General features: G+C 59.4%; 1 protein-coding gene. It reads left to right on the top strand.

The features are described from left to right. Positions 1-267 precede the first annotated feature (267 nt). Positions 268-1,165, top strand: an 898-nt coding sequence (locus VEB01_RS21160) for a methyl-accepting chemotaxis protein (RefSeq protein ID WP_324878990.1), incomplete at its 3' end; no start/stop codon positions are given.

Genomic DNA, 1,165 nt, shown 5'->3' with positions numbered 1-1,165 from the left:
GCAATTGCAGCAGCTCATGGAGTTCTTCAAGCTGGCGCAGGGCGAGCCCCGCGGCACACCGGCCACGCCGACCGTCCGCCAAGCCATGCCAGCCCCGGCGCCGCGCCCGCTGGAAACCTACGCCATGAGCGAACACGAGTTCCAGCGGTTCTGAGAAAGCCACATCATGGGGATTATGTCATTGACCTTTCATAAAGGCCGTACCGGCGGGATCGATACCCCCAGCCATTTCGGTAATCACCGCACTGCAACAACGAAAACCGCATAATGAATGCATTCAATCGACTCACCGTCAAAACCCGCTTGTTCGGGCTGATTTTTATGCTCTGCGCCTTTCAGCTCGGGATCGGCTGGACTGGCTTGTCCGGCATGAAGCAAAGCAACGCCGGACTCGCAACCGTCTACAACGACCGCGTGGTGCCCCTCAAACAGCTCAAGCTGATCGCCGACGCTTATGCCGTCGATATTATCGACGCCGTCAACAAAACCAATGCCGGACTTGTTACCGCTGAAGAAGCTCGGCAGCGGGTACGTAGCGCGGACGAACGCATCAAGAAGGAATGGAACACCTATATCGCCACGAACCTGACAGCTAACGAAGGTAAACTGGTCAACGAGGCCAAGATGCTGTTCGGCGAAGCCGACCGGGCGACGGAACTTTTGCTTAAAGCCCTGAACGCCAAGACCGGGAAATTAGCGGGACAACTCGGTGAGTTCGACGGGCCGCTCTATGCTGTGATCGACCCGGTTAGCAACAAGATCGCGGACTTGGTCAATCTGCAATTGACTGTCGCCGAACGGGAATACGCGAAAGCTCAGGACAACTACGGCGCTATCCTCAGTCTCACCATCGGCACGATTGTCGCGAGCATTGTCATCGGCGCCCTGATCGGCCTGTGGCTCGTCAATAACCTGGCCAAGCAACTCGGCGGCGAACCGCACTATGCCGCGGAGGTAGTGCGCCGAGTGGCCAACGGCGATTTGAGCGTGCAGGTCACTACCAAGTCCGACGACACGGAGAGCATGCTGGCGGCCATGAGGGCCATGGTGGAGAAGCTGTCGCGGATCATCGCCGACGTGCGGGGCGCGGCGGGCCACTTGTCGAGCGCCTCGGAAGAGGTCTCGGCGACCGCCCAGAGCCTGTCGCAGGCCTCCAGCGAACAAG

It is taken from the genome of Methylocaldum sp., from assembly GCF_035627495.1.
GTDB lineage: Bacteria > Pseudomonadota > Gammaproteobacteria > Methylococcales > Methylococcaceae > Methylocaldum.
The sequence above is the reverse complement of the archived record's forward strand: the minus strand, read 5'-3'. Positions and strand labels throughout refer to the sequence as shown.